A 24,782-nucleotide genomic window follows, 5' to 3' on the forward strand; every position below is an offset into this window, starting at 1 on the left:
GGGCGCCTACTTCCGCATCACGACGGGTTCGTGCCGGCGCAGCAGCCGGGAGACGACGTAGCCGAAGGCCACGGAGAGCACGACCAGCATGGCCACGTTGAGCAGCCACGTTCCGGCCGAGTGCTCGAACAGCGGATCGCCGGTCAGGTCGCCGGGCACGATCCGGGACAGCTCGACGGTGCCGGCCATCGCGCCGAGCGCCCACCGCGCGGGCACCAGCCAGGACAGCTGCTCCAGGCCGGGAACGCCGTGCAGCTTCAGCAGGGCGCCGCAGAAGACGACCTGGACGATGGCGAGCAGCACCAGCAGCGGCATCGTCACCTCCTCCTTGCGCACCAGCGCGGAGACGACCAGGCCGAGCATCATCGCCGTGAAGGCCAGCAGGGCGACGGCGACGGTGATTTCGACAAGGGGCGGCATCAACACGCCTTCGCCGCCGGGAGCGTTGAGGTTCACGCCGAGCAGGGCGACCAGGGTCAGCACGATCGCCTGCAGCACGGTGATCGTGCCCAGCACCACCACCTTGGACATCAGGTACGCCGATCTGGACAGGCCGACGGCGCGCTCCCGCTGGTAGATGACGCGCTCCTTGACGAGCTCGCGCACGGCGTTCGCCGCGCCCGTGAGGACGCCGCCGACGCACAGGATCAGCAGCGCGTTCATCGCCGTCTCCTGGGTCAGCTTGCTGCCCGCGAGGGCGCGGGCCATGGCGCCCATCACGAACGGCAGGGCGATCATGATGGCGAGGAAGGTGCGGTCGGCGCCGAGCGCGGTGGCGTAGCGGCGGATCAGCGTGCCGAGCTGGGCGCCGCGGCTGCGCGGCCGGGCCGGCGGGGTGATGACGACCGGGCCGGAGCGGGGCCGGCTGGGCTGTCCGGTCGCGTCGGTGATGTACTGCTGGTGGAAGAGCGAGGTCCGGTAGTCGCCCGCCCAGTCCCGGTCCCGGTCGCGTTCGAAGGCCTCGAAGGCCTCCGGCCAGTTCCCGAAGCCGAAGAAGAGCAGGGCCTCCTGGGGTGTGCCGTAGTAGGCGATCCGTCCCCCGGGTGCGAGGACGAGGAGCCGGTCGCAGACGTCGAGGCTCAGCACGCTGTGGGTGACGACGATGACGGTACGGCCGTCGTCGGCCAGCCCGCGCAGCATGTGCATCACCGAGCGGTCCATGCCGGGGTCGAGCCCGGAGGTCGGTTCGTCCAGGAACAGCAGCGACGGCTTGGTCAGCAGCTCCAGGGCTACGCTCACACGCTTGCGCTGCCCGCCCGACAGGCTGTGCACCGGCTGCCCGGCGCGCTGCTCGAGGCCCAGTTCGCGGATGACCTCGTCGACCCGGGCCCGGCGCTCGGCCTTGGCGGTGTCCTGGGGGAAGCGCAGCTCGGCGGCGTAGGACAGGGCGCTGCGGACGGTGAGCTGCGCGTGCAGGATGTCGTCCTGCGGGACCAGGCCGATGCGCTGGCGCAGCTCGGCGTAGTCGCGGTAGAGGTCGCGGCCGTCGTAGAGGACGGTGCCGTGGTCGGCGGGGCGCTGCCCGGTCAGGGCGTTCAGGAGCGTGGACTTGCCGGCGCCGCTCGGGCCGACGACGGCGAGCAGGCACTTCTCCCCCACCGGGAAGGAGACGTGGTCGAGCAGCGTCTTGCGGCCGTGGTCGACGGCGACCGCGAGGTCCTGCACCTCCAGGGAGATCTCGCCCGTGTCGACGTACTCCTGCAGCTGGTCCCCGACCAGGCAGAACGCGGAGTGGCCGATGCCGACGATGTCACCGGGGCCGACCGGGGCGCCGGTGACCCGGCTGCCGTTGAGGTAGGTGCCGTTGTGGCTGCCCAGGTCGGCGATCTCGTACGTCCCGTCGGGCAGGGCGCGCAGTTCGGCGTGGTGGCGGGAGACGATCAGGTCGTCGATGACCAGGTCGTTGTCGGCGGCGCGGCCGATGCGGACGGTTCGGGTGGGCAGCGGGCGGACGGTGGTGGGCCGCCGGAAGGTGCCGGTCAGGCCAGGCCTCGAAACGCCCGGGACCGACGAGGGGCGTACCGGCGCGGCTGCCGGGGCGGGGCGGCGGTCGAGCAGTACCGCGCGGGGGCCGTCGGCGGGGTTGCCGAAGCGGATGACGGTGCCGGGGCCGACGTCCCAGGCGTGGACGCGGTGGCCTTCGGTGTAGGTGCCGTTCGTGCTGTTCTCGTCCTCGAGGGTCCAGTGGCCGGCCTCGGGGCGCAGCACCGCGTGGTGCCAGGAGACGCGGGCGTCGTCGATGACGATGTCGCTGAGCGGGTCGCGTCCGACGTGGTAGTCACGGCCCGGGATCATCACGGTGGAGCCCGACTCGGTCTCCACGACGAGTACGGGCGCAGTCGGTGCGACCGGTCGCTCCGCCATGCCAGGATTCTATCGATCTGTCCCTGTATGCGCCTGCCTGCGCTCGGGGCGGAACGCCCTCGCGACAGCGGGTCAGGCGACGGGTACGACCAGTGCCGGGATGGTCCGCTGCATACGCAGCGCATCCACCGACTCGGCGAGCAGCTCGTACTCGGTGGTGTCGTCGCTCACTGCGATCCGTACCAGCCGTCCGGCCGCCAACTCGTCGGCGACCAGATCCTGTTGGCCGACATCGCTGCACCAGGCGCGCAGCACGGCCGGCACGTCGAGCACGCTGTCGGCGACCGGGACGAGCGCGCTCGGCGGGAAGTGCTCGGCGTCGGGCTGCGGGTCTAATCGCTGGGCGATCCAGGAAGCACGGTCGCGTAACCACCACAGGGCCAGGGCCAGGGTGGGCGCCCGGTAGGTTCCCAGGGGTACACCGATGCGCCGGCCTCCGCAGACTCCGTATGCGGTGACATGGCACAGAAACTCGTCGTGCACGTAGCCTCCCCCGTGTTGCCGTGTTCGCCTGCCGGCGGGCCTCGCTTTCCATGCGGCTCGTGAGCGGTGTGTAAGGGCGCCGTCGCCCCATGTGAGGCTCCCTCGTAGTGAGTATGTTCACTACTGAAACACTGTCACCACGACTTTCCGGCCAGTCTCCTGGCATATTCACAGCCCTTGATGGCCGAAATGCGACGGGACAGGTCAACGCCGCTTTCATTCCCTCGGAGGTAATCGAACTTCCCGTCGAGCGCGGGCATTGTCTGCGGTGATTGTGGCCGTCGCCGCGGCGGCGCCCGCACGGGCCCCCGGGTTCGTCTTCCGCCTCACCGGATCCGTCGACGGCCACCACGACACGGCACGTTTCTCCTGGGAGCCGACGAGCGAGGCGGGGGTACCCGTCCGGGGATGATCGGCGCCGGGGGCCGGGTCGGACGTGATCACTCTGGACGCCGAGGGACGGATCACGTCCGTCCTCGGATTCCTGGACCGGCTGCCCGCCGGGACGTGAGCGATGAATTCCGCACCGTTCGGCGGTCTTGACCAGTGAAGGCCGGAGAGGCCGGGAAAGACCGCCGCGAACGGAGGACACCATGGCCACCAGCGGGAAAGTGGACGCGGAATTCACCGCCGTCCTGCGCAAGAGCCCGAGCAAGGGCGGCTGGACGTATGTCGTCTGGCCGGAGTCCGTCGATTTCTTCGGGACCCGCGGACTGGTCAAGATCCGCGGGACCGTCGACGGACATCCGTTCCAGAGTTCGTTCATGGCCCTCGGAGACGGCACCCACAGGCTCCCCGTCAAGGCCGATGTACGCAAGGCCATCGGGAAGCAGGAGGGCGATTCCGTGACCGTTCACCTGACGGAACGGCTCAGCCCTTGATCACCGCGTCGATCCGGGCCAGTTCCTCCGCGTCGAAGTCCAGGTTGCGGGCGGCCGCGACGCTGTCCTCGATCTGCTGGACGCTGCTCGCGCCGACCAGCGCGGAGGTCACCCGGCCGCCCCGCAGGACCCAGGCCAGGGCCAGCTGGGCCAGGGTCTGGCCGCGGGACTTGGCGATGTCGTCGAGGGCACGCAGCTGTCCCACCAGCTCCTCGGTGAGCTTGTCCGAGTTCAGGAACGGGCTGTCGCTCGCGGCCCGCGAGTCCTCCGGGATGCCGTCGAGATAGCGGCTGCTCAGCACGCCCTGCTCCAGCGGGGAGAAGACGATGGAGCCGACCTGGAGCTCGTCCAGGGCGTCGAGGAGGCCCTCGTCCTCGGGGCGGCGGTCCAGCATCGAGTAGCGCGGCTGGTGAATCAGGAGCGGGGTGCCCAGCTCGCCGAGGATTCGGGCGGCCTCGCGGGTCTGCTCGGCCGAGTAGTTGGAGATGCCGACGTACAGCGCCTTGCCCCGCTGCACCGCCGAGTGCAGCGCGCCCATGGTCTCCTCCAGCGGAGTGTCCGGGTCGGGGCGGTGCGAGTAGAAGATGTCGACGTACTCCAGGCCCATCCGCTGCAGGCTCTGGTCGAGCGAGGACAGCAGGTACTTGCGGGAGCCCCACTCGCCGTACGGGCCGGGCCACATCAGATAGCCGGCCTTGGTGGAGATGATCATCTCGTCCCGGTACGGCGCGAAGTCCGTCTTCAGTGCCTCGCCGAACGCCGACTCGGCGGCCCCGGGCGGCGGGCCGTAGTTGTTGGCCAGGTCGAAGTGGGTGACGCCGAGGTCGAAGGCACGGCGCAGGATGGCCCGCTGGGTCTCGACCGTGCGGTCCGCCGGACCGAAGTTGTGCCACAGGCCGAGCGAGATCGCGGGGAGTTTGAGGCCGCTGCGTCCGGTGCGCCGGTAGGGCATGTCCGCGTAGCGGTCGGTGTGTGCGGTGTACAACGCGACTCCAGAGGGGTTGGCACACGAGGGACGGCTCCGCAGAGCCGGGTATTCCAGTCGGCATCCACTCTTGCGTGACCTGCGGGCAGTGGTCCAACAGGTAAATCCGATGGGATTCAGCGGTTACGCTGCTCAATCATGGAACTGCGCCATCTCCAGCACTTCGTGGCGGTCGCCGAGGACCAGCACTTCACCCGGGCGGCCGAACGCCTGATGGTGTCCCAGTCGGGTCTGTCGGCCTCGATCCGGGCACTGGAGCGCGAGTTGCAGACCCCGCTGTTCGTACGGACCACCCGCCGGGTGACTCTCACCCCGGCCGGCCGTGCCCTGCTGTGCGAGGCGGAGCGGATCCTGGCGCAGGTGCGGGCAGCCCATGAGGCGGTGGCCGCGGTGCAGGGCGTCCTGCGCGGGATGCTGGCGCTCGGGTCGGAGCAGTGCATCGCCGGGGTGCATGTGGCGGGGCTGCTCGCGGCCTTCCGGCGCCGGCATCCGGACGTGGAGATCTGCCTGCGGCAGGCGGGTGCGGGCGCGCTCGCGGAGGAGGTCGCGGCCGGCCGACTGGACCTGGCCTTCGCCGTACGGACGGCCGAGGAGGACACCGACCAGCTGCGGGCCGTGCCGCTGACCGGCGAGCCGATGATCGTCCTGTGCCATCCGAGCCACCCGCTCGCGGCCGCCGGCGCCGCGGTCACTCCGGAGGAACTGGGCGGGGAGGTCTTCGTCGACTTCCACCCGGACTGGGGGCCGCGCCGCACGACCGACGCCGTGTTCGCCGCGGCGGGCGTACGGCGGTCCGTCGCCCTGGAGGTCAACGACGTGCACAGCCTCCTGGACCTGGTGGACGAGAACCTCGGCATCGCGGTCGTACCGCGCCACTTCCGGCAGAAGCGGCGGTCACTGACCGCGCTGCCGGTGAAGGGCACCGGCGAGACCGTCTACGAGACGGTCGCCCTGCTGCCGCCGGCACAGGCCACGAGCCCGGCGGCCCGGGCCCTCATGGCGCTGCTCGAAACAGAAGGCGCGTGACGCGCGAACAGAAGGCCCGTGACGCGCGAACGGAAGGCGCGTGACGCACGGGTGCGCGATGGTGGAGCCATGCATGCCAAGGACATCCTCATCGACGGATACAACCGCATCCAGGAAGAAGTCCACGCCGCCGTCGAGGGCCTCGACCCGGACGACCTGCACGCCCGCCCCTCCGCCGACGCCAACTCCATCGCCTGGCTGATCTGGCATCTCACTCGCGTCCAGGACGACCACATCGCCGACGCCTTCGGTCTCGACCAGGTCTGGCTGACCCAGGACTTCCAGAAGACCTTCGGGCTCGACCTGCCGCGCCACGACACCGGCTACGGTCACACCGCCGCGAAGGTCGCCAAGGTGCGGGTCGATTCGGGTGACCTGCTGACCCGCTACTACGACGCCGTGCACGCCCAGACCCTCGGCGCGCTGCGGGAGGTGGCCGCCAAGGATCTGGAGCGCATCGTGGACGAGCGCTGGGATCCGCCGGTCACTCTGGGCGTACGGCTGGTCAGCGTCCTGTCCGACGATCTGCAGCACGTCGGACAGGCCGCCTATGTGCGGGGGCTGCTGCAGAGCTCGTAGTCCCGCGCGCCGCTTCAGAGCGCGGCGGCGTAACCCGGCAGGACGACGTCCTCGATCAGGGCCTTGCGCTCGTCGAACGGGATGAACGCGCTCTTGACGGCGTTCACGGTGACCGTGCGCAGGTCCTCGACCGTCCAGCCGGCCTGCTCGACCAGCAGGGACATCTCGCGCGTCATCGTCGTACCGGACACCAGGCGGTTGTCGGTGTTGAGGGTGACGCGGAAGCCGAGGTCCTTCAGCGCGGTGATCGGGTGCTCGGCGATCGAGGTGGCGGCGCCGGTCTGGAGGTTGGACGTCGGGCACATCTCCAGGGCGATACGGCGGTCGCGCACCCAGCCCGCCAGGCGGCCGAGCTTGCCGGTCGCGAGGTCGGCGATGTCGTCGGTGATGCGCACGCCGTGGCCGATGCGCTGGGCGCCGCAGACCTGGAGGGCCTGGTGGATGCTGGGCAGGCCGTGCGCCTCGCCGGCGTGGATGGTGAAGGGGACGCTCTCGCGGCGCAGGTGCTCGAAGGCGTCGAGGTGGTCGGCGGGCGGGAAGCCGTCCTCGGCGCCGGCGATGTCGAAGCCGACGACGCCGGCGTCGCGGAAGGCCACGGCCAGGTCGGCGGCCTCGCGGACACGGTCGAACATCCGCATGCCGCACAGCAGGGTGCCGACCCGGACGGGCGTCCCGGCGGCGGCCGCCTTGGCCATACCGGCGGCGAGGCCTTCCTGGACGGTCTCCACGACCTCGCTCATGGTCAGTCCGCCCCTGGTGTTCAGCTCGGGGGCGTAGCGCACCTCACCGTAGACGACCCCGTCCGCGGCCAGGTCGAGGACGTACTCCTCGGCGGTGCGCAGGAGCCCCTCCCGGGTCTGCATCACGGCGAGGGTGTGCTCGAAGGTGGCGATGTAGCGCACCAGGTCGCCGGAGTTCGCGGCCTCGAAGTACCAGGCGGCCAGCTCGTCCGGGTCGGTGGTGGGCAGGGTGTGGCCGACGGCCTCCGCGAGCTCGACCACGGTGGCGGGGCGCAGGCCGCCGTCGAGGTGGTCGTGCAGGACGGCCTTGGGAAGGCGGCGGATCAGGGCGTCGTCTACGCGCGTAGCAGTCATGGCGTGGTCCGTGGTCTTTCTTCGAGCGGGGCGGTTCAAGCGGCGGGGCGGGGGTTCAGTCGGCGGGCTGGAGCAGGTCCCAGCGGTTGCCGTACAGGTCCTGGAAGACGGCGACCGAGCCGTACGGCTCGTGCCGGGGCTCCTCCAGGAAGGTCACGCCCGCGGCGAGCATGCGGGCGTGGTCGCGGGCGAAGTCGTCGGTGTGCAGGAAGAACCCGACACGCCCGCCGGTCTGGTCGCCGACCCGGGCCCGCTGCTCGTCACCCTTGGCCCGGGCAAGCAGCAGCGAGGTGCCCTGGTCGTCGGGCTGGACGACGACCCACCGGGAGCCGTCCGGGCGCGGGGCGTCCTCGACGAGCCGGAAGCCGAGGGCTTCGGTGTAGAAGCGGATCGCCTCGTCGTAGTCGTCGACGACGAGGGTGACCAGGGCGATGCGTCTCATCGGGGCCTTCCGGGAGGTGCGATTGACCGGAGAGGTTATACGTAAAACGTAACGGGCGCCAGTCGCCCTCGGGACAGACGCCGTGGTCCTAGCACTCAGGCCGCAACCGAGACCGGCCCCGGGCCCGATCCGCACGGCGGGCTCCCCCGATACCGTCCCGGCCATGAAGATCACCGAGCAGCCCCGCAGCCCCGGACAGCGCAAGCGCGATCTCCTTGCCCGCCTGGAGAAGGAGATGGACATCTGGGTGGCCACGGCCGACGCCGGCGGGCTGCCGTGCATGGTCCCGCTCTGGTTCCTCTGGGACGGCGATTCCGTGTGGCTCGCAACCCGGCCGACCACTCCGACCGGCCGCAACCTCCGGGACGGCGGACGGACCCGGCTGGCCCTCGGGGACACCCTGGACGTCGTCCTCATCGACGGTCGGGCGGAGATGTACGGCGCCGACGAGGTACCGGCAACGGCGGCCGAGGCGTTCCTCGCGAAGACCGGCTGGGATCCTCGGGCGGACGAGGCCACGTACGTCTACTTCCGGGTACGTCCGCGTACGGTGCAGGCACGGAACGGGGAGCACGAGATGCCCGGCCGGCATCTCATGCGCGACGGCGTATGGGTGGTCTGATCCCGGCGTACCGCTGCCCGACATTCTTTCCCTGCACGGGAGTTACCTGAGAGTAATCTGCGGTGGTTTGATGTGCGGCGCCACTCACCCCCTCACCCTCAGGGAGATCCAGTGACGCTCTTCGCACCGCGCCGCACCCCGGGCGCAGCCGTGCTCGCCCTCGCGCTCGCCATGACCGGGCTCGCGGGTGCCGCCCCCACTGCCTCGGCCGCCGGCCAGGCACCGCCCCTGCGGGTGCTGTCGTACAACGTGTTTCTCTTCAGCAAGACCCTCTACCCGAACTGGGGCCAGGACCACCGGGCCGCGGAGATCGCGAAGGCGTCCTTCTTCCGCGGGAACGACGTCGTGGTGGTGCAGGAGGCGTTCGACAACTCGGCGTCGGACGCGCTGAAGTCCGCGGTGGCGGGCGAGTATCCGTACCAGACGCCGGTGGTGGGACGGACCAAGGACGGCTGGGACGCGACGGGCGGTGCGTACTCGGCGACGACGCCCGAGGACGGCGGGGTCACGATCCTCAGCAAGTGGCCGGTGCTGCGCAAGGAGCAGTACGTGTACAAGGACGCGTGCGGGGCGGACTGGTGGTCCAACAAGGGCTTCGCATATGTGGCGTTGAACGTGAACGGAACCAAGGTGCACGTCGTCGGCACGCACGCGCAGTCGACGGATCCGGGCTGTGACGCCGGGGAGGCCGCCGCGATGCGCAGCCGGCAGTTCAAGGCGATCGACGCGTTCCTGGACGCCAAGAACATCCCGGCGAGCGAGCAGGTCCTGGTCGCCGGTGACCTGAACGTCGACTCGCGCACACCCGAGTACGCCTCGATGCTCGCCGACGGAGGGCTGGTGGGGGCCGACGCGCGCACCGGCCACCCGTACTCCTTCGACACGCAGGACAACTCCATCGCCCACGACCGCTACCCCGACGACCCGCGCGAGGACCTGGACTACGTCCTGCACCGCGCGGGTCACGCCCGTCCGGCGGCCTGGAAGAACGAGGTCGTCAAGGAGCAGAGCGCGCCCTGGACGGTGACGAGCTGGGGCACGGACTACACGTACACGAACCTCTCGGACCACTATCCGGTGACCGGGTACGCCGGCTGAGCAGTCAGGGGGAGGCTCGGCTCAACCGGTCTGGCGGCGCGCCGAGTTGAGCCGGGCGGAGCCCGGGGCAGGTAACGACGCCCCCCAACGGGGATGGCATCGGACACTGCCTGACCAGGAACGTCCGTGAGGGGCTGCCAGGATGCTGACGGCCCCTCACGTACAGGGGACGTGGTCGGCTAAGACGCGTACCGCGGTGTCCACTGCGTCGCCGAGATCGCGGTGCGCAGCTCGGTCTCCGTGGCCTCGGGGGCGACGCCGTCCTCGACGGCAGCCTGCGCCACGGCAAGCGCGATCTCGCGGGCCGCGTCCCGCATGCCCGCCAGCGGCGGCAGCAGCGGGGTCGCCTCGTCGGAGCCCGCGCGCACCGCGCACTCCCCGACGACCCGCGCCGCCGCGACCATCATGCGGTCGGTGACCCGTGTGGCCCCGCAGGCGATCACGGCCAGGCCGACGGCGGGGAAGACATAGACGTTGTTGGCCTGCGCGACCGGCACCTCGCGCCCGTTCAGCTTCAGCGGCGGGAAGGGCGAACCTGCGGCGACCAGCGCCCTGCCGTCGGTCCAGCGGGCGAGGTCGGCGGGGTCGGCCTCGGAGTGCGAGGTCGGGTTGGACAGCGGAAGGATCACCGGCCGGTCGACGGCGCCGGCCATGTCCCGGACAATCTGCTCGGTGAACGCGCCGTGCGCCGTGGACAGCCCGATCAGCACCGTCGGCTGCACCTCGCCGACGACCCGCGCCAGATCGAGCGCACCGGCACCCCAGTCCCGTACCTCCGCGTCATCGCGCGCATAGACCCGCTGCTCGGGCGTGAGGTCGGTGCGGGAGCGCACCAGCAGGCCGTCGACGTCGACCATCCAGAAGCGGTCGGCTGCCTCCTGGTCGCCAAGTCCTTCGTCGACGAGTGCGGTGCGGATCATGTCGGCGACGCCGATCGCCGCCGATCCCGCGCCCAGGACCACGATGCGGTGGTCGGTCAGCCGTGCTCCGGCGACCTTCGTGGCGGTGGTCAGCGCGCCGAGTGCCACGGCCGCGGTGCCCTGGATGTCGTCGTTGAAGGTCAGCAGCCGGTCCTGGTAGCGGCCGAGGATCGGACGGGCGTGCGCCGTCGCGAAGTCCTCCCACTGCAGCAGGGCACCGGGGAGTTCGGCCTGCACAGCGGAGACGAACGCCTCGATCATCTCGTCGTACTCGGCACCGGTGACGCGGTGCCGCCTGCGGCCGAGGTAGTGCTCGCCGGCCAGCAGTGCCTCGTTGTCGGTGCCGACGTCGAGCAGGATCGGCAGGGTGCGTGCGGGATGGATGCCGCCGATGGCGGTGTAGAGGCTGAGCTTGCCGATCGGGATGCCCATGCCGCCGACGCCCTGGTCGCCCAGGCCCAGGATGCGCTGGCCGTCAGTGACGACGATGACGTCGACCTCGTGGTTCGGCCGGTTGCGCAGGATCTCGCGGAAGCGGTGCCGGTCCTCGTACGTCAGGAACAGACCGCGCGGCCTGCGGTAGATCTCGCTGAAGCGGCGGCAGGCCTCGCCGACCGTCGGGGTGTAGACGATCGGCAGCATCTCCTCCAGGTGCCGGGTGAGCAGGTCGTAGAAGAGCACTTCGTTGGTGTCCTGCAACTGCCGCAGATAGATGTGCCGGTTGAGGGGCTTGTCGTACGCGAGGAACGCCTCGTACGCACGGCCCGCCTGCTCCTCGAGCGTCTCCGGCGCCGGCGGCAGCAGCCCGTCCAGGCCGAGTTCGGCACGCTCCTGCGGGCTGAAAGCGGTTCCCTTGTTCAGCAGCGGATCGGCGAGCAGGGCCGCCCCGTGGGCGCCGGCTGGGTTGGTCGATGTCATGGCGTTCCTCGGATGGACTGGACGTTCCTCGGACGGGCTGGGTGAGCGGGAGTCTGGGACGGGGAATGCTGCGCAGGTTGCCGCGCGCATGTCGAGCACCTGGTGGCACCGGCACCGCGGTTTCGAGACCGTCACCTACCCCAGGATGACCGCGGGCGCGGGCATCCTCCACATCGAGCAGCCTCCGGAGCACCTGGTCAAGAGCGGCGGTGTGTTCTGGGAGAACAGGAGGGTGAGCATCTGCAGGTCGCCGTCCGCCTTGACGTAGTTGCCGCCGTACCGGAAGCCGGTGGGTATCCGAGTGATGCCGCGCACACACCCTCTGAGCTGCGCCTGGCGCGTGTTAGCGTCCCGCCGTGGTTTTCCCGGCTCTGGACACACCCGCACCCGGCAGCGGAGCGACAAGGGGCGGTCCGGCGGCCGGCCCCGGATCTGCCGACGCCCGTGATCCGCTCGGTCTGCTCGACCTGTTCGGCGATCCCTTCGTCCGCGACCCGTACCCCTGGCTGGACCTCCTGCGGTCCGGGTCTCCCGTGCACCACGACCCCGCTACCGGGCTGTGGCTGGTCAGCCGGCATGAGGACGTACGCCAGGTACTGCTGGACCCGGATGTCTTCCTTCCGGACAACGCCCAGGACGCCGTCACCCCGCTGCCCGTCCCGGTGTTGCGCATCCTCGTCCGGGCCGGCTTCACCCTTCCGCCCGCGCTCGCCAACAACGGCAGCCCGAGCCACGCCGGCCTGCGCCGGGTGGTCACCCGGTTCTTCAACGCACGGTGTGTAGAAGCCGCCGTACCGGTGATCGAGCGCATCGCCGGTGAACTGCTCGACGGGGTGCGGTCGCGGCTCGGCTCGACCGGCGGTTGCGACCTGTTCACCTCATTCGCCCAGGTCCTGCCGTGCAGGGTGCTGATGGAGCTCCTCGGCATCCGGGGCGTCGACCCGGCCACGCTCATCCGCTGGAGCGACGCCTCACTGGAACTGTTCTGGGGTCAACCCGCACTCGAACGGCAACTGGAGCTGGCGGAGCTCGTCGCGGCTTTCCACCGGTGGCTCACCGACACCGTGCGCAGCGGCACGGCCCCTGCCGACTCGTTCATCGGGGCACTCGCCCGCCATCGCCTGCCCGACGGCAGGCTGCTGGACGTCGAGACCGCGGTCGGCGCGTGCTTCTTCGTCTTCATCGCCGGGCAGTCCACCACCGGGCAACTCATCGCCACGGTGCTGCGCCGGGCGCTGACCGAGCCCGGCATGTGGCCGCGTGTGGCCGGGGAAGCGGGCCTGGCCGAGGCCTGGGTGGAAGAGACCCTGCGGCGCGAGCCGCCGGTGACCACCTGGCGCAGGGTCACCGGACAGGCCACGGAGCTGGGCGGGGTGCGGCTGCCGGAGGGCGCACAGCTGCTGCTGATGCTCATGGGCAGCGGCTCCGACCCGGAGGTCTTCCCGCATCCGGAACGGATGTGCCCGCACCGGGGGAACATCCGCCACCACCTGGCCTTCGGCGTCGGCCGCCACCGCTGCCCGGGCGCGTCCCTGGCCCGCACGGAGGCAGCGGTGGCCCTGCGGGCGACAGCCCACGCCCTCCCGGACGTCCGGCCGACACCGGAAGCGGCGGAGCCACCGATGCTCGGACTGTTGTCCTTCAGGGCACCGCTGAAGGTGGCCGTGGAACGGCGGTAGACGTCACGCCAACACGCGTACGTCCCATGCGCCCAGTTCCAGCTCGGCGCCCGCAGGCACCCTGTCGTCGCCGTGAGCGGGGCACGGCCGGTGCAGGCAGACATATGCAAGCAGCCGAGCTCGGCCGTCAAGACTTCGCGCAATATCTCTGCGGGCTGGGCAGGGCGGAAAGAGAGTCACGACCCGCCCGGCGCACCGTCGGCCGCGTCGCACCGAAGGCGACGCGGCCGACGGACAGGTCGCCCGGAGGTCAGCAGTAGAGGTTGCCGCCCGGGGAGACCCCGAGGATCGAGGTGAACCGCCGGTAGGCGTCGACTCGGCTCTGCACCTGGGCCGGGTTCTTGCCGTCGCACTCCAGGGAGCCGTTGATGCTGCGGATGGTCTGGCCGAAGCCGGCGCTGTTGACCATGGCGTTGTGGGGGGTCATGGTGCCGGGGCCGTTCTGTGTGTTCCAGTACCACAGGCCGGTCTTCCAGGCGACGGCCGCCTCGTTCTGCACCCGCCAGGGGTTGTTGAGCAGGTCGATGCCGAGGGCGTCGCCCGCGGCCTTGTAGTTGAAGTTCCAGCTGAGCTGGATGGGGCCGCGCCCGTAGTAGGCGGCTTGGCCTGCCGGGCAGCCGTACGGCCTGCTCCAGTCGCAGTAGTGGGGGTAGTTGGCCTGGTTCTGCTCGACGATGTGGACCAGGCCGCCGGTCTCGTGGTTGACGTTGGCGAGGAAGGCGGCCGCCTCCTGCTTCTTCACCGTGTCGCTGCCGGTGTTGGCGAAGCCGGGGTAGGCGCTGAGGGCGGCGGTGAGGCCGCTGTACGTGTAGAAGGAGTTCCGGTTCGGGAACATCTGGTTGAACTGGGACTCGCTGACGACGAAGCCGGCGGCGGACGCGCTCGGTGCCGGCTGGAGCACCAGGGCGGCGCTGCCCAGGGCGAGTGAGGACAGGACTGCGGCTATGCGGCGCCTCGACACAGGATCAACTCCTCTGCGGAGCACGGCCGCTCCCGGTCAAGGGCAGGGCGAACCAGAGCCTTGTGCGCACGCGCCGACCAAGTCGGCCACGGCGTGGGGGCGGCCGTGGTGGGGGGTGTGGAGGCACACTCAACCGCGTTGGTCTGTACCAGTCAAGGGTGTAGACCAGTCAACTTGGCCGGGATTTCGAACGAGTTGGATTCAGGCGAGGGGGATCCAGACGGGCGATCAGGTGGCGGTCCTCGGGCGATCAGGTGGCGGTCCTCGCCGCCCCCTCGACCGCCCCGATCATCCTCTCCAGCAGCACACGCAGCAGTTGGTCGTCACCGTCGCTCAGCACCGGCCACTTCGCACGGACCTCGCGGTCGATCCGCCGCCAGTAGCTCTCCCCGCGCGGCGTGAGGAAGGCGAGGATGCGACGCCGGTCCAGCGGATCGACGCGCCGGTGCACAAGGTTCCGGTCGACGAGGTGGTCGACCAGCTTGGTGAGCGTCGCCGGCGGCAGGAAGGCCGCTTCGGCGACCGAGGTCATGGAGTGGCCCTCACCATCGGCGAGCTGCGCGAGCACCCGCCATGCGTCGAGCGAGCAGCCGTGCTCGTCGAGGACACCTTGCAGCCTGCGCGCGGCCAGTCGTTCGGCACGCGTCAGCAGCTGCATCAGATCCTGGGGCTGACGCGGAGGTGGCGTAGGCATCCTGCTCCTCGGTCCCTGGGTGCCGTCATCGTACAAGTGCCGCTCCACCCAAGGATCGTCGACGTGTCACCACAGGATCGTGGGCGTCCACCACTCCCCCACCGCCCGGACCACGAGACGGACTGGAGTTCACCGAACGGACCCGGAATCATGACCGCATGTTCCAGCTCGACCCCTCGCCGCTCGACTGGTTCACCGTCGACGACTCCGTGCTCAGCGTCGCGCTCGTGTTCCCCATGCAGGGCGCCGCGGGCCTCTTCGGCCCGGCCTGCGAGCTGTGCGCACGGCTCGCCGCGGAGGAGGTCAACCACGCGGGCGGCGTGCTCGGCAAGGAGCTGCGGCTGCTACCGGTGGACGGCGGCGGCGAGCCCCGCGAGATCGCCGACCGGGTCGAGGCACTGGTGGAACTCGGCGTCGTCCAGGGTGTCACCGGCTGGCACATCTCCTCCGTCCGCCAGGCGCTCGCCCCGCGCATCGCGCACCGCGTGCCGTACGTTTACACGGCGCTGTACGAGGGCGGGGAGCGCACCGCGGGCGTCTTCCTGGCCGGCGAGACACCCGACGACCAACTGCGGCCCGCGATGCGGCTGCTGGCCGGCGAGCGCAAGGTGCGCCGGTGGTTCGTCGTCGGCAACGACTACGTCTGGCCGCGCCGCACCGCGCGGGCCGCGTACGCGTACGCACGCGAGTCCGGGGGCGTCGTCTGCGGGCAGGCGTATCTGCCGCTCGGCACCCACGAGTTCGAAGGGGTGCTGCGGCGGATCGAGCAGTCGGAGGCGGACGCCGTCCTGATGCTCCTGGTGGGCAGCGACGCCGTCCGTTTCAACCGGGCCTTCGCCGCCGCCGGTCTCGACCAGCGCAGCCTGCGCCTGAGCACGCTCATGGACGAGAACATGCTGATGGCCAGCGGGCCCACGGCCACCGCGGACCTCTACAGCACCGCCGGGTTCTTCGCCTCGCTCGCCGACCAGGACACCCTCGACTTCCACGGCCGGTACGCCGGGCGGTACGGCATCGAGGCGCCGGCGCCCGGGAGTCTCGGCGAATCGTGCTATGAGGGTGTGCTGTTGCTCGCCGCGCTCATCGCCCGGGCCCGGACGCTGGACGTCGCCGTCATCGGCGCGACGGCGGACTCGGTGTCGTACGAAGGACCGCGCGGGCTGCTGCGGCTCAGGGGCAGCCATGTCAAGCAGCGCATCTACCTCGCCCGGGCGGACGGCATGGACTTCGACGTCCTGACCCAGCTCGACCTCGACACCGCCCGCCCCTGACCTGCACCCGGCCACACTCGAGGTCCTGCTGTCCGCCGTCGTGCCGTGGGAGGCGCTCAGCGTGTGAGGGTCTCCATGCGCCGTTGGAGGAAGGCGCGCTCCGCCGCGCTTTCGGTGAGCGCGATGGCCGCCTCGTACGCCCGTACCGCCTCCGTGTCCTGCCCGAGCCGGCGCAGGAGGTCGGCGCGGACGGCATGGAAGACGTGGTAGTCGTCGAGGTCCAGGGCGTCCACGAGATCCAGGGCCTGCCCCGGGCCCTCGACCTCGGCGACGGCGACCGCCCGGTTCAGGGCCACGACAGGGCTGGGGGCGATGGCCATGAGCTGGTCGTACAGCTGGAGGATCTGCCCCCAGTCCGTGGCCTCGGCGGTCGGCGCGGCGCTGTGCACGGCCTGGATGGCGGCCTGGATCTGGTACGGCCCGGGCCGGTTCCGGCGCAGACAGCGCCGGACGAGCCCCTGCCCCTCGGCGATCAGCTCCCGGTCCCACCGGTCGCGGTCCTGCTCGGGCAACGGCACGAGCTCCCCATGGCCGCCGCGGCGGGCGTCCCGGCGCGACTCGACCAGCAGCATCAGCGCGAGCAGCCCGGTGACCTCGGGTTCGTCCGGCATGAGCTCGGCCAACAGGCGTCCGAGGCGTACGGCCTCCTGGCACAGGCCCGCCTCGTCCTCGTACCCCTGGTTGAAGATCAGGTAGACGACGGCCAGCACCCCCGTGAGCCGGTCGGGCAGGTCGGCGTCGCGGGGCACCCGGTACGGGATCCCGGCGTTGCGGATCTTCGCCTTGGCCCGTACTAGTCGCTGGGCCATGGTCGGCTCGGGCACCAGGAAGGCACGCGCGATCTGCGCGGTGGTGAGTCCTCCGAGCAGGCGCAGGGTGAGGGCGACCCGCGCCTGCAGGGCGAGGGCCGGATGACAGCAGGTGAAGATGAGCCGGAGCCGGTCGTCGCGCACGGGGCCCTCCTCGGGCGGTGCGTCGGGGGCGTGCAGCAGGGCCGCCTGGGCGTGGCGTTCGTCCCGCTTGGCCTCGCGCCGCAGCCGGTCGATCGCCCGGTTGCGGGCGGTGGTGATGATCCACCCGGCCGGGCTCGGCGGCACCCCGGTCTCCGGCCAGCTCCGCACGGCCGTGGTGAAGGCGTCCTGGACCGCGTCCTCGGCGAGGTCGATGTCGCCGAGGACGCGGACGAGGACGGCGACCGCGCGGCCGTACTCCGCGCGGAAGACGTCTTCGACGTCCAGGGCCGCCATCAGTCCTCGGCTTCGCCCATGAACGGCCGCACCTCGATCGGCAGAGTGGTCGCCAGCGCCAGCTTGCGGCCCCATTCGAGTGCGGCGTCCAGGTCGGGTGCCTTGATCAGGCTGATGCCGCCCAGCATCTCCTTGCCCTCGGCGTACGGCCCGTCGGTGACCAGGACGTCGCCGTCCCGGGGCCGGAGCACGGTGGAGGACTCCGGGCCGTGCAGTCCCCCGGCGAAGACCCAGGCGCCCGCTTCGCGCAGCTCCCGGTTGAGGGCGTCGAGCCTCTTCTCGATCTCACCGAGAACGTCCGGGGCGGGGGGTTCGCCGACGGGCTGCATCACATTGAGCAGGTAGTACTTCATGACGGCCTCCTCGGACCCTCGTCGTGGTCTCTCACCTCCTACACGAACAGCCGGCCCCCGGATCGACACCTCGCGCGCGGCTCGGGAGAAACTTCCGGAGAGCGGCTCCGCTTACCTCGCCATGAACCCGTCGACCTCTACACATAAAGAAGAAATAAGCGCAGAATGTCCCTAGGCGGCGCGTACCGCATACCGCACCAGACGCGGTCAGGCCTGCGAGTCAAAGGAGACGAGTCATGGCCAATGTGCAGCCCACCAGAGGTGGTGACATAACCGCTCACCCCGATGTATCCGAAATGCGGCAGCGCTACGACCGTATGCTCGGCGGTCGTGACGTGGTGCTCATGGACGGACCGGTGTTCCTGCTCGGTCTGTACTGTGCGGTGTCCCCCTGGATACTCCACTACACGACCAGCCAGCCGCCGCTCGTGACCCACAACCTGATCGTGGGGATCGCGATCGGCCTGCTGGCCCTCGGGTTCACCCGGGCCCCGGAGCGCATGTACGGCCTCAGCTGGGCCTTCTGCGCGATGGGCGCATGGATGATCATCGCGCCGTGGATCGTCGGCGACAGCCCTGACGCAGGTGTCGTCGTCAACAACATCGTCATCGGCGCGCTGGCCGTGATACTCGGGGCGATGTGCGCCGTTACGGCCGCGAAGAGCGCCTCCAGGCCGTAGGGACCCACATCCGAGAGGAAGCCATGCCGGCCGGTCCGCGCCCGCGGACCGGCCTTCTCGCGCCCCCTCACGGCAGCCCCGGCTCACGGCAGCCCCGTTCAGCGGGCCGGCATCAGCCACGGCTCCTGCGGCAGGACGTGGCCGGTCTCCAGGAGCGACTTGAGGTTGGACAACACCGCGGGCCAGCCGGACGACACGTCGGCGCGCGCACTCTCGTCGGGCAGGTCCTCGTGGGTCACGGTCAGCCGGACGATGTCGCCGTGCCGCTCGATGTCGAAGGTGACCCGGGAGTACTTGTCCTCCTGCCCCTCCTCGTCCGGCGCCGCCCAGGTGGTGACCAGGCGGGTCGGACGCTCGCTCTCCACGACGGTGCCGACCACGTCGGCGACGCCCGAGCCGTCCGTACGCACGTGTTCCCAGCGGGAACCCTGCCGCCAGTCCGAGACGTTGCTGTGCCCCCAGTAGGCGGCGGTCAGGTCGGCGTCGGTGAGCGCGTCCCATACCTTCTCGGGCGTGCTCTCGATGTAGGTGACATACACGAATGTGGGCTTGTCGGTCATGGCTTCCTCGGCTCGTCGTTTCACTGCCCCGAGCACGCGCAGCCGCGGGCGCTCGAACTTGTCGATCCACCGCTCCTGGATCTCGTGGAGCGGGACCGGATTGAGGTAGTGCAGCTTCTCCCGCCCCCGCCGCACCGTGCTGACCAGGTGGGCGGCCTCCAGGACGGCCAGATGCTGGGTCACCGACTGGCGCGCCATGTCGATGCGCGCGCACAGCTCCCCCAGCGTCTGTCCGTTGTGCTCGTGCAGCCGGTCCAGGAGCCGCCTGCGCGTGTCGTCGGCCAGCGCCTTGAAGACCTTGTCCATACCGGGGTCGCTCCCTGATCGCACACTCAACGTTATGCAGGTAAATACCTGCATGTCAATCGGCGCCGTTCGTCCGATTCGATCTATATGCGTCGATTAACTGTTACATGACGTATGGGGCTCCTTCATGGACGGCCCGTAGCGTCGAACGCGTAGGAACCAATCCCCCGTTCGAAAGCCAAGCGTGTGTACGTGAAGACAGTGAAACTCGCGGATCAGGTCAGCCAGGCCAAGGTCTACAAGATCGGCAAGATGCGCTACGAGGCGGAGATCTGGGCCGAGGGCGTCAAGCACGGCACCCTGTACGCAGAGGGCAGGGCCGCACGCGGCCTGAACAACGGGCTGCACATCACACTCCATCCGAACGGCAAGGTGACGTCCTGGGTCGAGCGGGCCGAGCCCCGCCCGGAGCCCAAGCCCGTGGTCCAGCGCCTGCTGGTCGCCACGGCGACGCTGGCGGACGGGGTGACGACGGCGAATCTCTACCGGCTCACCGCCGACCACTACGAGGCCGACATCCTGGCGAACGGCGGACGGCTCGACACCCTCGTCGCGAACGGCCGCGCCGCACACGGCGAGAACAACGGGCTGCGCGTCGCACTGCGGCCGGACGGTCAGTTGACTTCATGGGTCGACGGGACGCCGGTACCGGGCGCGGCACCCACGCGCTGACGCCACCGCCCTTCGCGGGGCGTCAGGCCAGGAACATCCCCAGCTCGCGCCGGTGTTCGGCAACCCATGCGTAGGCGTTTCGCACCTCCTCGACGGCCCCGCGTTCCCGCAGCCCGACCATGGCGGGCTCACCGCGCGTCGCACCGGCCTCGATCCCTCTCCAGCAGCGGTCCTGCCACCACAGGACCACGTCGACGATCCCTTCACCGCCGAAGCCCGGCCCGTACGCGTCACAGAGGAGCGCGATCCGCCGGGCCGCCTCGAGCACATTGGTGACGCCCGGGCCCAGATCCAGGTACTGCCAGCACACATGGGCGAGGTCGTGGACCCGCTCGCCGGGCGCCGCGAGGTCCCAGTCGACGAAGGCGGTCGGCCACCACTCGGCGCCGTCCAGCGCATAGACCGTGTTCTTCGGGGCGAGGTCGTTGTGACACACGACGTCCTGGTCGCCGGCCAGCGGGGTGCCGTGCGTCATGTCGTGGAAAGCGCGGACGAGTTGAGCAACCCGCACGAGCCCCGCATCGGTGCGCGCCGCCGCCCGCTCGCGAGGAGTGAGCGCGGCTCGCCCCTCGATGTATCCGAAGACCTCACGCCCCCGCTCGTCCGTCCCGATGTGCCGCGGGGCCCCTTCCCAACCCCGTCCCTCGAAGAACGCGAGCAACTCCCGCACGTATCCTGAACGTTCGTGCGGCGCACGCCGGACGGTCGTCCCGACCCGCACGACCTCGTTGACCGCTCCGCCACCGAGCACCCGCTCCTCCATCCCGCACCTCCGCCGATCAGGACGAGCCCGAGCCAAAACCACTCGCCAAGCATGCCCGTCCCAGGCCACGCTGCCGGTATGGATCACGCGGAGATACTGCTCATCGGAGGACGGGCCGGGGTCGGCAAGACCACGGTGGGCTGGGAGGTGTCGGCCCGGCTGCGGACGGCACGGGTCTCGCACGCCGTGATCGACGGCGACTTCATGGGCGCCGTCCATCCGGCCCCGGACGGCGACGCGCACCGGGCCGGCATCACGGAACGGAACCTGGCTGCCGTGTGGGCGAACTACGCCGAGCTCGGACACCGGCGCCTCGTCTACACGAACACCGTCAGCGTGCTCGACGAGGCCACACCCATGTTCCGCCGTGCCATGGGCGACGACGTGCGGCTCGTACGGGTTCTGCTCACCGCCACCGACGAGACCGCGGAGCGGCGGCTGTTCGGGCGTGAGCTCGGCTCCGAGCTGGAGCACGAGGTGAGGAGCAGTGCCCGCAAATCACGGCTCCTGGACGAGCGTGCGCCCGCGGAGGTGCTGCGCGTGGCGACCGACGGCCGCACGGTGATCGACATCGCGGCGGAGGTGGTGGCCGCCACCGGGTGGGGCCCGGGCGGGGTCGCGAGCGGCTCGGTGCCGGTCACCGGCTGAAGCGGAACTGACTGTCCCTCCGTCCACGGGGAACCCGAACCATGCGGGGACAGGAGGAAGAGGGACGACATGGAGATCTCGGGCATCATCAGTGCCATTGTTATCGGCATCATCATCGGTGTGTTGGGGCGTCTCGTGATTCCGGGCCGTCAGCGCATCGGGGTCCTGTGGACGATCGCCGTCGGCATCGTGGCCGCGCTGCTCGGTTCGGCACTCGCGGCCGGCCTCGACGTGGCCGACACCGACGGCGTCGACTGGATCGAGTGGCTCATCCAGATCGGCCTGGCCGCACTGGGCGTGGCGGCACTGGACCGGGCGAAGGCACGCCGCTGACGTCGTAGGCGGACAGCGAGGCGCAACGGCGCGCAGGGATGTCACGCGTGCCCCACGGTGACCCGCATCGCGGCGAGACCGCGCGGACCGTGGGGCGCGCGGGCGTCCGGCCCGAACTCCCCTGCCACGTACCAGACATGACCTCCGAGCCCGTCGGAGGGCGGTCGGCGACGTGAGCGAAGGTGCCGGGACAGGCGGCGCTCGCTACGGCACGTACACGTACGGCGTCGTGGTCGTCAACGGCGCGAAGCCGAGCCGCTCCAGGATCGGGCGGCTGGTGCTCATGGCGTCGACCTGGAGGTACCGGTAGCCGCGGTCCGCGGCCGCGCGGGCCCGGTGGGCGACCAGGGCACGGTAGATGCCGCGACCGCGCCAGGCCTCGACGGTGCCGCCGCCCCACAGTCCGGCGAACCGGGTGCCGGGCACCAGCTCCATGCGGGCGGCGCTCACCGGTGTGTCCCCGGCCAGCGCGACCACGGCGACCACGGTGTCCGGGTCGGCCGCGAGGCGGGCGAGCAGTTGGTGGCGCATCCGGGAGCTGTCGGTGCCGAACGCCTTCTCGTGCACCTCGGCCACCCGGTCGACGCCTTGCGCGTCGGTCACGGGCAGGATGCGGATGCCCTCCGGCGGCTCGGCGTCCAGGGTGAGACCGGCCACCTCGCCGATCATCAGGGTCTCCTCGGGCTGGGCCGTGAAGCCGGCGTCCCTGAGCCGCCGTCCGAGGTCCAGCGGGAGGTCGTGCCCGTAGAGCTTCCACTCGAACTCGTGGCCGGTCCCGGTGAAGTGGGCGATCTGCTCGGCGATCGCCGTCTCGGCGATCGTCTCGTCCAGGTCGGACCACACGACGCCGTTCCATCCCTGTGCGGAGACCTGGCGGACCACGCGCCCGATCCGCTCGACCCGGGCGTCCGGGCTGTCCGGCTGTGCGCCCTCGCGCATGTCACGGTCGTACAGGGCGAGTATCGCGGCATGATCCATGGGTTCACTCCAGCATCGGGCGGAGCCCGGGGCAACCGCTTTACCGGTCGACGACGTCTTGGCCACGCTCCGGCCGCACCGCTGCCAGATAGGCGCCCAACCGGTCCCGATTGCGCGCCAGACAGTCGATGCGGGCCTGGATGCGATCGATGTGCCCCTGGAGGAAGGCGGCTGTCCCGGGTGTGAGGTGCTCGGCGGGCAGCAGGATCTCGTCGGGACCCGAGAGGTAGGGAAGGATCGTGCGGATCATCTCCGTGGTCAGGCCGGAGTCGAGGAGTCCGCGGATCTGCTGGACGTCCTGAACGGACGACTCGGCGTAGTCCCGGTAGCCGTTGTCCGAGCGGTCCGGGTGGAGCAGGTCCTGTTCCTCGTAGTAGCGCAGCAGCCTGGTCGGAACGCCGGTGCGGCGGGAGAGTTCGCCGATCTTCATGTCTGCCTCGCCGGTCGGGCTTGCCTTCACACTGATGTGAGGGTTCGAACATGGTCGCATGTCCACCGCATCCATGGCCAAGGGCCGAGCCCTGCCCACGTCACTGCCGTGGTCCGGGCTTCTCGCCCTGTCCGCGGCCGCCTTCACCGCCGTCCTGACCGAACTGCTCCCGGCGGGACTGCTGCCACGGATGGCGCCGGCGCTGAGGGTGTCCGAGTCCCAGATCGGCTTTCTGGTCACGGGGTACGCGGTCGCCTCCTTCGCCGGCGCGATCCCGCTCACCGTCCTGCTGCGGGGGCTGCCGCGGCGGCCGGTGCTCATCGGCACGCTGCTGGGCTTCGCGGTGAGCAACGCGGTGGTCGCGCTGTCGTCGTCCTACGGCCTCACCTTCGCGGCGCGGCTCGTGGCCGGGCTGACGGGCGGCACGCTGTGGGCGATGCTCGTCGGGTATGCGGCCCGGATGGTGCCGGCCGAGCGGCGGGGCCGGGCGATCGCGATCGTGCTCGCCGGCATCACGCTCGCGCTGTCGCTGGGCGTACCTGCCGGGACGGCGCTGGCCCAGGCGCTCGGCTGGCGCACGACGTTCGGCGCCCTGGCCGGGCTGGCGGTGGTGCTGGCGGGATGGGTGCGGTGGCGGGTGCCCGGCTTCCCGGGCGAGCCGCGGGGTGCTCGGCTGCCGCTGCGCCGGGTGGCACTGCTCCCCGGTATTCCGGTGGTCCTGTCCGTCACCCTGCTCCTGCTGCTGGGCCACCAGGTGATGTACACCTACGTCGCCCCGTTCGCCGCGCACGCCGGATTCGGGCGTACGGGCCTGGTGCTGATGGTGTTCGGGGCCGCCACGGTCGCCGGGATCTGGCTGACCGGCGTCCTGGTCGACCGGCGACTTCGGCCGGCCCTGCTGGGTGCGCTCGCCCTGTGCGCGGCGGTCATGGTCGTCCTCGGCCGATTCGCCGGGACTCCGGTGGTACTGCTCGGCTGCGTCGCGCTGTGGGGCGTCGCCTTCGGCGGGGCGCCGACGCTGATCCAGACCGCGCTGGTCGACGCCTCGGGTCCCGCGCACGCCGACGTGGCCACGTCCTTGCAGACCACGGTCTACAACGCGGGCATCGCGGCGGGTTCCCTCACGGGCGGAGTGGTCCTGGAGCACGTGGGCGCCGGCGCTCTGCCGTGGACCTCGCTCCCGCTGGTCACGGGCGCGTTCGTCGCGGTGGCACTCGGCCGCCGGGACGCCTTCCCGGCCGTGCGGCGGCGATCATAGGGTGCGCAGGGAGGGATCGTTCCGCGAGGAGGGCCGTACGTCATGGTCGTGAAGGACGCCGAACTGCCGTACCTGCGCCGCTGTGTCGAGCTCGCGGCCGAGGCGCTTCAGGCCGGGGACGAGCCGTTCGGCTCGGTGCTGGTCGGGGCCGACGGGTCGGTGCTCGCCGAGGACCACAACCGGGTTGCCTCGGGCGACCGCACCCGGCACCCCGAGTTCGAGCTGGCACGCTGGTCCGCCGCCCATATGACGCCCGAGGAGCGGGCGGCGGCGACCGTGTACACCTCCGGCGAGCACTGCCCGATGTGCGCGGCCGCGCACGCGTGGGTCGGTCTGGGACGCATCGTGTACGTCGCCTCGTCGGAGCAACTGGCCGGGTGGCTGGCCGAGTTGGCCGTGCCCGCCCCGCCCGTGCGGACGCTGCCGGTCCAGGAGGTCGCGCCGGGCGTGGCCGTGGAGGGCCCGGTGCCCGCGCTCGCGGAGGACGTCCGCACGCTGCACTTCCGGTTCCACCGGCGAACGGGCTGAGCCGGGCGA

General features: G+C 70.8%; 28 protein-coding genes and 1 pseudogene. 15 read left to right on the plus strand and 14 right to left on the minus strand.

Translation table 11 applies throughout. The features are described 5' to 3' along the window. Window positions 1–6 precede the first annotated feature (6 nt). Both ACQEV2_RS01795 and ACQEV2_RS01800 read right to left on the minus strand, forming a co-directional pair. Window positions 7–2,364 carry an FHA domain-containing protein gene (locus tag ACQEV2_RS01795; RefSeq protein WP_433035648.1) on the minus strand — a complete coding sequence of 786 codons (2,358 nt, stop codon included), beginning with the start codon at window positions 2,362–2,364 and terminating at the stop codon, window positions 7–9. Window positions 2,365–2,436: 72 nt separating this feature from the next. Continuing rightward, a complete protein-coding gene (locus ACQEV2_RS01800; protein WP_433035651.1) occupies window positions 2,437–2,847 on the minus strand; it encodes a hypothetical protein in 411 nt (136 codons plus the stop codon). A 271-nt stretch (window positions 2,848–3,118) separates the two neighbouring features. Between ACQEV2_RS01800 and ACQEV2_RS01805 the strand changes: the two are divergent. Beyond that, window positions 3,119–3,358, plus strand: a pseudogene (locus ACQEV2_RS01805) (nuclear transport factor 2 family protein); the annotation flags it as partial. Window positions 3,359–3,440: 82 nt separating this feature from the next. Continuing rightward, a complete protein-coding gene (locus tag ACQEV2_RS01810; RefSeq protein ID WP_433035654.1) occupies window positions 3,441–3,728 on the plus strand; it encodes a DUF1905 domain-containing protein in 288 nt (95 codons plus the stop codon). Here ACQEV2_RS01810 and mgrA read toward each other — a convergent pair. Next, on the minus strand, window positions 3,718–4,713 hold the full coding sequence (mgrA, locus tag ACQEV2_RS01815; RefSeq protein ID WP_433035657.1) for an L-glyceraldehyde 3-phosphate reductase: 996 nt from the start codon (window positions 4,711–4,713) through the stop codon (window positions 3,718–3,720). The genes ACQEV2_RS01810 and mgrA overlap by 11 nt on opposite strands. A gap of 138 nt (window positions 4,714–4,851) precedes the next feature. Here mgrA and ACQEV2_RS01820 point away from each other — a divergent pair, with 138 nt between their 5' ends. Further along, complete coding sequence (locus tag ACQEV2_RS01820; RefSeq protein WP_433035660.1) at window positions 4,852–5,739, plus strand: LysR substrate-binding domain-containing protein; 888 nt, start codon at window positions 4,852–4,854, stop codon at window positions 5,737–5,739. A 69-nt stretch (window positions 5,740–5,808) separates the two neighbouring features. After that, window positions 5,809–6,318, plus strand: a complete 510-nt coding sequence (locus ACQEV2_RS01825) for a mycothiol transferase (RefSeq protein ID WP_433035663.1) — start codon at window positions 5,809–5,811, stop codon at window positions 6,316–6,318. A gap of 14 nt (window positions 6,319–6,332) precedes the next feature. On the opposite strand, the gene ACQEV2_RS01830 is transcribed toward ACQEV2_RS01825, so the two are convergent. Both ACQEV2_RS01830 and ACQEV2_RS01835 read right to left on the minus strand, forming a co-directional pair. Further along, window positions 6,333–7,412 (minus strand): adenosine deaminase, encoded by a 1,080-nt coding sequence (locus ACQEV2_RS01830; RefSeq protein ID WP_433035666.1) that lies wholly within the window; start codon window positions 7,410–7,412, stop codon window positions 6,333–6,335. Between the two features lie 55 nt (window positions 7,413–7,467). Continuing rightward, window positions 7,468–7,854 carry a VOC family protein gene (locus ACQEV2_RS01835; protein WP_433035669.1) on the minus strand — a complete coding sequence of 129 codons (387 nt, stop codon included), beginning with the start codon at window positions 7,852–7,854 and terminating at the stop codon, window positions 7,468–7,470. Window positions 7,855–8,017: 163 nt separating this feature from the next. On the opposite strand from ACQEV2_RS01835, the gene ACQEV2_RS01840 reads away from it, so the two are divergent. Both ACQEV2_RS01840 and sph read left to right on the plus strand, forming a co-directional pair. After that, window positions 8,018–8,476 carry a pyridoxamine 5'-phosphate oxidase family protein gene (locus ACQEV2_RS01840; protein WP_433035672.1) on the plus strand — a complete coding sequence of 153 codons (459 nt, stop codon included), beginning with the start codon at window positions 8,018–8,020 and terminating at the stop codon, window positions 8,474–8,476. Between the two features lie 171 nt (window positions 8,477–8,647). Continuing rightward, window positions 8,648–9,574 (plus strand): sphingomyelin phosphodiesterase, encoded by a 927-nt coding sequence (sph, locus tag ACQEV2_RS01845; protein ID WP_433054126.1) that lies wholly within the window; start codon window positions 8,648–8,650, stop codon window positions 9,572–9,574. Between the two features lie 179 nt (window positions 9,575–9,753). On the opposite strand, the gene ACQEV2_RS01850 is transcribed toward sph, so the two are convergent. Then, the gene (locus tag ACQEV2_RS01850; RefSeq protein WP_433035675.1) at window positions 9,754–11,412 is read right to left on the minus strand and encodes an NAD-dependent malic enzyme; all 1,659 of its coding nucleotides are present in this window, start codon (window positions 11,410–11,412) and stop codon (window positions 9,754–9,756) included. A gap of 88 nt (window positions 11,413–11,500) precedes the next feature. Here ACQEV2_RS01850 and ACQEV2_RS01855 point away from each other — a divergent pair, with 88 nt between their 5' ends. Continuing rightward, window positions 11,501–11,680 (plus strand): hypothetical protein, encoded by a 180-nt coding sequence (locus ACQEV2_RS01855; protein WP_433035678.1) that lies wholly within the window; start codon window positions 11,501–11,503, stop codon window positions 11,678–11,680. Between the two features lie 88 nt (window positions 11,681–11,768). Next, window positions 11,769–13,091 (plus strand): cytochrome P450, encoded by a 1,323-nt coding sequence (locus tag ACQEV2_RS01860; protein ID WP_433035681.1) that lies wholly within the window; start codon window positions 11,769–11,771, stop codon window positions 13,089–13,091. Between the two features lie 250 nt (window positions 13,092–13,341). Here the strand turns inward: ACQEV2_RS01860 and ACQEV2_RS01865 are convergent, their stop codons facing one another. Together ACQEV2_RS01865 and ACQEV2_RS01870 are read right to left on the minus strand one after the other, a co-directional pair. Continuing rightward, complete coding sequence (locus tag ACQEV2_RS01865) at window positions 13,342–14,052, minus strand: chitinase (protein WP_433035684.1); 711 nt, start codon at window positions 14,050–14,052, stop codon at window positions 13,342–13,344. Window positions 14,053–14,302: 250 nt separating this feature from the next. After that, window positions 14,303–14,746, minus strand: a complete 444-nt coding sequence (locus tag ACQEV2_RS01870) for a MarR family winged helix-turn-helix transcriptional regulator (RefSeq protein ID WP_433035687.1) — start codon at window positions 14,744–14,746, stop codon at window positions 14,303–14,305. A gap of 158 nt (window positions 14,747–14,904) precedes the next feature. Here ACQEV2_RS01870 and ACQEV2_RS01875 point away from each other — a divergent pair, with 158 nt between their 5' ends. Further along, window positions 14,905–16,017: a substrate-binding domain-containing protein gene (locus ACQEV2_RS01875; RefSeq protein ID WP_433035690.1), complete on the plus strand. Its 1,113-nt coding sequence runs from the start codon at window positions 14,905–14,907 to the stop codon at window positions 16,015–16,017. Between the two features lie 56 nt (window positions 16,018–16,073). On the opposite strand, the gene ACQEV2_RS01880 is transcribed toward ACQEV2_RS01875, so the two are convergent. Together ACQEV2_RS01880 and ACQEV2_RS01885 are read right to left on the minus strand one after the other, a co-directional pair. Beyond that, window positions 16,074–17,264 carry an RNA polymerase sigma factor gene (locus ACQEV2_RS01880; protein WP_433035693.1) on the minus strand — a complete coding sequence of 397 codons (1,191 nt, stop codon included), beginning with the start codon at window positions 17,262–17,264 and terminating at the stop codon, window positions 16,074–16,076. Beyond that, window positions 17,264–17,617 (minus strand): YciI family protein, encoded by a 354-nt coding sequence (locus tag ACQEV2_RS01885; protein ID WP_433035696.1) that lies wholly within the window; start codon window positions 17,615–17,617, stop codon window positions 17,264–17,266. Before ACQEV2_RS01885 ends, ACQEV2_RS01880 begins: the two co-directional genes overlap by 1 nt. Window positions 17,618–17,853: 236 nt before the next feature. On the opposite strand from ACQEV2_RS01885, the gene ACQEV2_RS01890 reads away from it, so the two are divergent. Next, window positions 17,854–18,297, plus strand: a complete 444-nt coding sequence (locus tag ACQEV2_RS01890) for an SPW repeat protein (protein WP_433035699.1) — start codon at window positions 17,854–17,856, stop codon at window positions 18,295–18,297. A gap of 98 nt (window positions 18,298–18,395) precedes the next feature. On the opposite strand, the gene ACQEV2_RS01895 is transcribed toward ACQEV2_RS01890, so the two are convergent. Next, window positions 18,396–19,163: an ArsR/SmtB family transcription factor gene (locus tag ACQEV2_RS01895; protein ID WP_433035702.1), complete on the minus strand. Its 768-nt coding sequence runs from the start codon at window positions 19,161–19,163 to the stop codon at window positions 18,396–18,398. 192 nt (window positions 19,164–19,355) lie between these two features. Here ACQEV2_RS01895 and ACQEV2_RS01900 point away from each other — a divergent pair, with 192 nt between their 5' ends. Beyond that, the gene (locus ACQEV2_RS01900) at window positions 19,356–19,835 is read left to right on the plus strand and encodes a hypothetical protein (RefSeq protein WP_433035705.1); all 480 of its coding nucleotides are present in this window, start codon (window positions 19,356–19,358) and stop codon (window positions 19,833–19,835) included. Between the two features lie 22 nt (window positions 19,836–19,857). On the opposite strand, the gene ACQEV2_RS01905 is transcribed toward ACQEV2_RS01900, so the two are convergent. Beyond that, window positions 19,858–20,598: a phosphotransferase gene (locus tag ACQEV2_RS01905; RefSeq protein WP_433035708.1), complete on the minus strand. Its 741-nt coding sequence runs from the start codon at window positions 20,596–20,598 to the stop codon at window positions 19,858–19,860. A gap of 78 nt (window positions 20,599–20,676) precedes the next feature. Here ACQEV2_RS01905 and ACQEV2_RS01910 point away from each other — a divergent pair, with 78 nt between their 5' ends. Both ACQEV2_RS01910 and ACQEV2_RS01915 read left to right on the plus strand, forming a co-directional pair. Beyond that, window positions 20,677–21,246, plus strand: coding sequence for a hypothetical protein (locus tag ACQEV2_RS01910; protein ID WP_433035711.1), 570 nt, complete (start codon window positions 20,677–20,679; stop codon window positions 21,244–21,246). A 69-nt stretch (window positions 21,247–21,315) separates the two neighbouring features. Next, window positions 21,316–21,579, plus strand: coding sequence for a GlsB/YeaQ/YmgE family stress response membrane protein (locus ACQEV2_RS01915; protein WP_433035714.1), 264 nt, complete (start codon window positions 21,316–21,318; stop codon window positions 21,577–21,579). A gap of 204 nt (window positions 21,580–21,783) precedes the next feature. On the opposite strand, the gene ACQEV2_RS01920 is transcribed toward ACQEV2_RS01915, so the two are convergent. Next, complete coding sequence (locus tag ACQEV2_RS01920; RefSeq protein ID WP_433035716.1) at window positions 21,784–22,557, minus strand: GNAT family N-acetyltransferase; 774 nt, start codon at window positions 22,555–22,557, stop codon at window positions 21,784–21,786. Between the two features lie 40 nt (window positions 22,558–22,597). Continuing rightward, entirely contained in the window at window positions 22,598–22,987 is a 390-nt protein-coding gene (locus ACQEV2_RS01925; protein WP_433035719.1) for a MerR family transcriptional regulator, read from the minus strand. Window positions 22,988–23,045: 58 nt separating this feature from the next. On the opposite strand from ACQEV2_RS01925, the gene ACQEV2_RS01930 reads away from it, so the two are divergent. Together ACQEV2_RS01930 and ACQEV2_RS01935 are read left to right on the plus strand one after the other, a co-directional pair. Continuing rightward, a complete protein-coding gene (locus tag ACQEV2_RS01930; RefSeq protein WP_433035722.1) occupies window positions 23,046–24,245 on the plus strand; it encodes an MFS transporter in 1,200 nt (399 codons plus the stop codon). A gap of 42 nt (window positions 24,246–24,287) precedes the next feature. Next, complete coding sequence (locus ACQEV2_RS01935) at window positions 24,288–24,773, plus strand: nucleoside deaminase (protein ID WP_433035725.1); 486 nt, start codon at window positions 24,288–24,290, stop codon at window positions 24,771–24,773. The last annotated feature ends 9 nt before the right edge of the window (window positions 24,774–24,782 follow it).

This window comes from Streptomyces sp. CA-251387 (genome assembly GCF_050936625.1).
In the GTDB taxonomy this organism is placed as follows: Bacteria; Actinomycetota; Actinomycetes; order Streptomycetales; family Streptomycetaceae; genus Streptomyces.